Annotated in this window: 6 protein-coding genes; all 6 read left to right on the top strand. The window is 31.3% G+C overall.

The window, feature by feature from the left end; genetic code table 11:
- The coding region (locus Q0J35_RS08905; protein ID WP_297195626.1) for an NAD-dependent epimerase/dehydratase family protein at window positions 1–612 on the top strand (612 nt) is incomplete at its 5' end.
- A complete protein-coding gene (locus Q0J35_RS08900; protein ID WP_297195624.1) occupies window positions 609–1,868 on the top strand; it encodes a nucleotide sugar dehydrogenase in 1,260 nt (419 codons plus the stop codon). The genes Q0J35_RS08905 and Q0J35_RS08900, both read left to right, overlap by 4 nt.
- A 1-nt stretch (window position 1,869) precedes the next feature.
- A complete protein-coding gene (rfbC, locus tag Q0J35_RS08895) occupies window positions 1,870–2,433 on the top strand; it encodes a dTDP-4-dehydrorhamnose 3,5-epimerase (protein ID WP_297195622.1) in 564 nt (187 codons plus the stop codon).
- The gene (locus tag Q0J35_RS08890; RefSeq protein WP_297195620.1) at window positions 2,430–3,335 is read left to right on the top strand and encodes an NAD(P)-dependent oxidoreductase; all 906 of its coding nucleotides are present in this window, start codon (window positions 2,430–2,432) and stop codon (window positions 3,333–3,335) included. Before rfbC ends, Q0J35_RS08890 begins: the two co-directional genes overlap by 4 nt.
- Window positions 3,332–4,294 carry an NAD(P)-dependent oxidoreductase gene (locus Q0J35_RS08885; protein WP_297195618.1) on the top strand — a complete coding sequence of 321 codons (963 nt, stop codon included), beginning with the start codon at window positions 3,332–3,334 and terminating at the stop codon, window positions 4,292–4,294. The genes Q0J35_RS08890 and Q0J35_RS08885 overlap by 4 nt, the downstream gene beginning before the upstream one ends.
- On the top strand, window positions 4,291–5,261 hold a 971-nt coding region (locus tag Q0J35_RS08880), incomplete at its 3' end, for an NAD(P)-dependent oxidoreductase (protein ID WP_297195616.1). The genes Q0J35_RS08885 and Q0J35_RS08880, both read left to right, overlap by 4 nt.

Genomic DNA, 5,261 nt, shown 5'->3' with positions numbered 1-5,261 from the left:
AGTGATAAAATTCCAACCGATGAAGAATACAGAGGAAATGTAGCTTGCATAGGACCTAGGGCTTGTTATGATGAGGCAAAAAGATTTGGTGAAACTATGTGTTATTTGTTTTCACTGCAATTTAATATGCCAATAAGCATAGCAAGACCATTTAATAACTACGGACCCGGAATGAGTATAAACGATAAAAGAGTTCCTGCAGATTTTGCCAAGTCCGTTTTAGAGGCAAAAGACATAGAACTTTTAAGTGATGGGTCTCCAACGAGAACATTTTGCTATATAGCAGATGCTATAGCTGGGTATTTAAAGGTGCTTGTTTATAGCAAATTTGATTATTTTAATATAGGCATTGATAAACCAGAGCTTTGCGTAAGAGATCTTGCAAATATCTATATAAAACACGCCAAAGATATATTTGGTTTAAATTTAGAGCTTAAATTTAAAAAATCTGATGATAAAAACTACCTCACAGACAATCCAAACAGACGTTGCCCTGTGATAGATAAAGCTAGAAATAAATTAGATTACAATCCAACAATTTTAGTTGATGAAGGTGTAAAAAGATTTTTGCAGTATCTAAAATTTGAAAAAGAAAATGGAGTTTTGCTATGAAAATTGCAGTTTTTGGTCTTGGTTTTGTAGGGCTTACAACAGCTGTTGGTTTTGCTAAAAAAGGTTTTGAGGTCTTTGGATATGAAATAGATGAAAATAAAGCAAAAGCTTTAAATGAGCTAAAAATTCCATTTTATGAAAAAGATTTAGATAGTGCATTAAAAGATGTTTTAGGAGTAAAGCTAAAAATCACAAGCGATATAAAAGAAGCCTTAAAAAATGCAAAAATAATATTTTATTGTATAGGAACTCCTATGTCAGATGATGGAAGTGCAGATCTTTCATACTTGCTTAAAGCTTTAAAAGATACAGTAGAAAATTTATCTTTGTGCGATAAAATTCCAATACTAGTCATAAAATCAACCGTGCCTCCGTCAAGCTGTAAGGATATTTTTATACCTTTTATAGAAAATTTAGGTTTAAAAATACAAAAGGATTATAGAATGGCAAACAATCCCGAATTTTTAAGAGAGGGCTTTGCTTATGATGATTTTATGAATCCTGATAGAATTGTTATAGGAACAGACAATGCCAAACCTATAAATGAGTTAGAGCTTTTGTATAAAGCTTTTAATGCTGAACTGTTTTTCACATCTTTAAATACTGCAGAATTTATAAAATATCTTAGCAATACAACTCTAAGTCTAAATATCAGCTATGCAAACGAGATGAGCATAATAGCAAGCAGTATAGGCGATATAAATATTATTCAGTCTTTTAAAATTTTACATAAGGACAAGAGATTTAGCGGAAACCCTGCCGGTATAAGTTCTTATTTATATCCAGGTATGGGTTTTGGCGGATACTGTCTGCCAAAGGATACTTTAGCACTTTATAAAAAGGCAAAAGATGCAGGGTATGAAGCTAAAATTTTAAGTAATATTTTAAGTGTAAATGAAGAAATTTTAAATTTTTATGTAGATAAAATTCAAAATGAAGTTTCAAAAGATGAAAATATAGGCATTTTAGGGCTTAGCTTTAAAGCACAAAGCGACGATGTAAGAGATAGCAAATCAGCCACATTGATAAAAAAGCTACTTGACCTTGGTTTTAGAAACATTTATGCTTACGATCCTATGGCAAATGAGATTTTTAAAAAGACTTATGATTTTAACATATCTTACGAGGATAGCTTGCAAAATATTAAAGATAAATGCAAAATTTTAGTAATAGCAACAGCTTGGGAGGAATTTTCAAATGTTTTAAACGAAAAAGATAAAAAGATTTACAATTTTAGATATATGAAAGGATTGTAAAATGAGTAGATTTATTTTTACACCTACTGCGATTTCTGGTGTGTATATTATAGAACCAAAACCTATAAAAGACTCTAGGGGGTATTATGAAAGATATTTTTGTGTAGAGGATTTTAAAGAAATAGGACTTAACAAACCCATAGTTCAGATCAATCATTCAAAAACCTTAGTAAAAGGTTGTATTAGAGGTTTTCATTATCAAAATCCTCCTTATGCTGAAGTAAAAATTATAAGATGTATAAAAGGTGCTATTTTTGATGTAGCTTTAGATCTCAGAAAAAATTCACCTACTTTCTTGCAATATGTAAGTGTAGAATTAAACGAGGAAAATAGCAAATATCTTTACATACCAGAAGGTTGTGCTCACGCTTTTCAGACCTTAACAGAAGAATCTGAACTCTTATATCCAGTAACTGCATTTTATAGCCCAGAGCACGATAGATCTATAAATCCACTTGATAAAAAAATAAATGTTGATTGGCGTTTAACACCTATTGGATTATCCGATAAAGATAAAAACGCAGCCTTTATAGATAATAGCTTTAAAGGAGTGGAGCTTTCATGAAAAACGTCATAATCTTTGGTTGCACGGGCTATCTAGGAAAAAAGTTAAGTGAGTTTTTATTAAAAAAAGATATAAAGGTTTTAGGCATAGGCAGAAAACAAGAGTGTGAGATAAAGCATTCAAATTTCAAATACCTTTCCATAAAACCTGATTTAGATAGCTTTTTTAAAGACTTGTTAAAATTTAAAGATGAGTATAAAGAGGCTGTATTTTATCATCTTGCTTGGAGCGGACTTGATAGACTTACAAATGGAGAACTTAAAGACCAGCTAAAAAATTTAAACATAAGTGCAAAGGCTTTAAAATTTGCTTCAGCTTTTTCTTGTGCTAAATTTATAAACATAGGCTCACAAGAAGAAGCTATATTTAAAAATTTTATAGAAACAAATAAATGGCAAGAAAATTTATATTCTTCATCGCCACTATATTACGCAGGAGCTAAATTCGCAAATAAAGAGCTATTGCAACTTTTAAGCTATCTAGAAAAAATAGACTTTATCAACACTAGATTTTCCATAGCCTTAGATAAAAAACTTAGCGGAGTAAGCTTTGTGGCAAAGAGTTTAAAGGCTATAAAAGAGGGCGGGGATTTAATGCAGGTAAAAAATACCCAACCTTGTGAGATTATTTTTCTTGATGAACTTATAGAGGCTTTTTATAAAGTAGGAAAAACTGGAAAACATATGGCTGATTATTATCTAGGCTTAGGCAAGGTTGATACTTTACCTCATTATCTTTCAAGCTTTTATAACTTTGTAAAAGAAGGCGGTGCTTATAAACAAGGAGTGTTAAATTTTGATAAATCTTTGCTTGATAGCTTTGATGCTTCTTTACTTTTAAAAGATACTGGTTTTGCTTTTAAAAAAGATTTTAATGCACTAATGCAGGAGTTTGTAAAATGAAAAAAGCTATTATAAGTGGTGCTGGTGGATTCATAGGTTCGGCACTTACAAGACTTTTGCTAAGAGATGGTGTAGAGGTTTTGGCATTAGGTAAAAGAGATGAAAGAGAAGTAAATCCTTTACGATTACCACAAGATCCTAAGCTTACTTATTTAAAGCTTGATATGAAAGAGATAGAAAGCTTGCCCAAGCTTTTAAAAGAGCTAAAATGGGAGGCTAAAGATTCTGTATTTTATCACTTTGCTTGGGGTGGCAAAAATGGCTTATCTGATTTAATAGTGGAGGATCAATACGCAAATGTCCTTTATTCTATAAATGCCTTTAAGGTAGCAAATGAGCTAAAATGTAAAAAATTCATACATGTAGGAACTATGGAGGAAGCCTTTGTGGCTCCTTATTTAGAACTAGATTATCATAAAGAAAAACATTATAACAGACATGTTATATACGCACAGGCCAAAAAGGCTACAAGAGACTTCTTAAAAGCTATATCAAAGACCTTAGATACGGAATTAATCATAGCCACGAAATCCCACGTCATAGGTCCTAATGATTCAAGAGATTCTTTTTTACTTGTTGTTTTGCAAAAGATTATAAATGGTGAAAAAATAGAGATGACAAGTGGAGAACAAAGATTTGATGCTATTTTTGTTACAGATTGCGTTAAAGCATTTAAAATCATAGGAGAAAAAGGCAACAAAAACAGAGAATACTGGATAGGCTCAGGAAATCCAAGGCCTTTAAAAGAATACATAGAAAGAATAGCTAAGCTTTATCCTCCAAAAGAGCCTATAGAATTTGGCAAACTATCATATAGTGATGTTATGCTTGATGAGGAGGTTTTTTCACCCAAGCTTTTAAATGAAGAGCTTAACTTTAAGTGCGAAACAAGCTTTGAAGAAGCTATAAACTCACTTTACAAGTGGCTTAAATTTAAGGAAATAGAGGAGTATTTATGAAAATCCTACTCACAGGTGCCACGGGCTTTGTAGGCACAAATTTTGTTTTAACTTTGCATAAAAAGTATGAAATCATAGCCTTGGTTAGACAAAGTAGTGATGTTTCAAAGATAGATAAATTTTGTAAAATTTATAGATATGATGAAAGTATAGAAAGCATACAAAGAGTATTTGAAAATGAAAAGATTGATGGCGTAGTGCATACTGCATCATTGGTTTTAGGTGGCAAAAATGAATACTCATCGCTTAAAGAACTTATAAAAGCAAACATAGAATTTCCAAGCCTTTTACTAGAGGCTATATGTCAAAAACCTGTGAAATTTTTTATAAATACTTCATCATCTTTTGAGTATGCAAATTCAAATGAATACAAGCCTACAAATTTTTATGCAGCTACTAAAAGGGCGTTTTATAGCATAATGAAACATTACTATTCCTTCGTTTGCAATGATACTATTTTTGTGAGCTTGTTATTTTACAACGCTTATGGGCAAAATGATAGACGAGGTTCTGTGTTTGATTTATGGATAAAATTGCTAAAAGAACAAAATAGCTTAAAAATGAGTGCCGGAGAGCAAAAGGTGGATTACACACATATAAAAGATATGGTGCGTGCTTACGACACTTTAATAGAGCTTTGCATGCAAAACAAGGCTATAAATAATCAAATTTATACAGTAGAAAACAAAAGATATAGTCTAAAAGAACTAGCCTCTTTGTTTGAAAAAATAAGCGGTAAAAAACTAAGCATTAAATGGGGTGCAAAACCTTACAGAGAAAATGAAATTTTTAATCCAATTAGTGCAAAAGATTCCAAAGAATTAAAAAAACTTCCAAACTACAAACCAAAGATAAGCTTAGAAGAAGGAATAAAAATGCTAATCAATGACAATATATCATCTAACGGGGGGGGGGCTTTAACATTTTTAGAAAATAATTTACTTTCCCTACAAAATTCACTTAACAA

It is taken from the genome of uncultured Campylobacter sp. (genome assembly GCF_944323605.1).
Taxonomy (GTDB): Bacteria; Campylobacterota; Campylobacteria; order Campylobacterales; family Campylobacteraceae; genus Campylobacter_D.
The sequence above is the reverse complement of the archived record's forward strand: the minus strand, read 5'-3'. Positions and strand labels throughout refer to the sequence as shown.

Excerpts from the sequence above, each read along its gene's own strand:
- Q0J35_RS08900 (WP_297195624.1), top strand. The coding sequence starts at position 609 with ATGAAAATTGCAGTTTTTGGTCTTGGTTTTGTAGGGCTTACAACAGCT.
- rfbC (WP_297195622.1), top strand. The coding sequence starts at position 1,870 with ATGAGTAGATTTATTTTTACACCTACTGCGATTTCTGGTGTGTATATT.
- Q0J35_RS08890 (WP_297195620.1), top strand. The coding sequence starts at position 2,430 with ATGAAAAACGTCATAATCTTTGGTTGCACGGGCTATCTAGGAAAAAAG.
- Q0J35_RS08885 (WP_297195618.1), top strand. The coding sequence starts at position 3,332 with ATGAAAAAAGCTATTATAAGTGGTGCTGGTGGATTCATAGGTTCGGCA.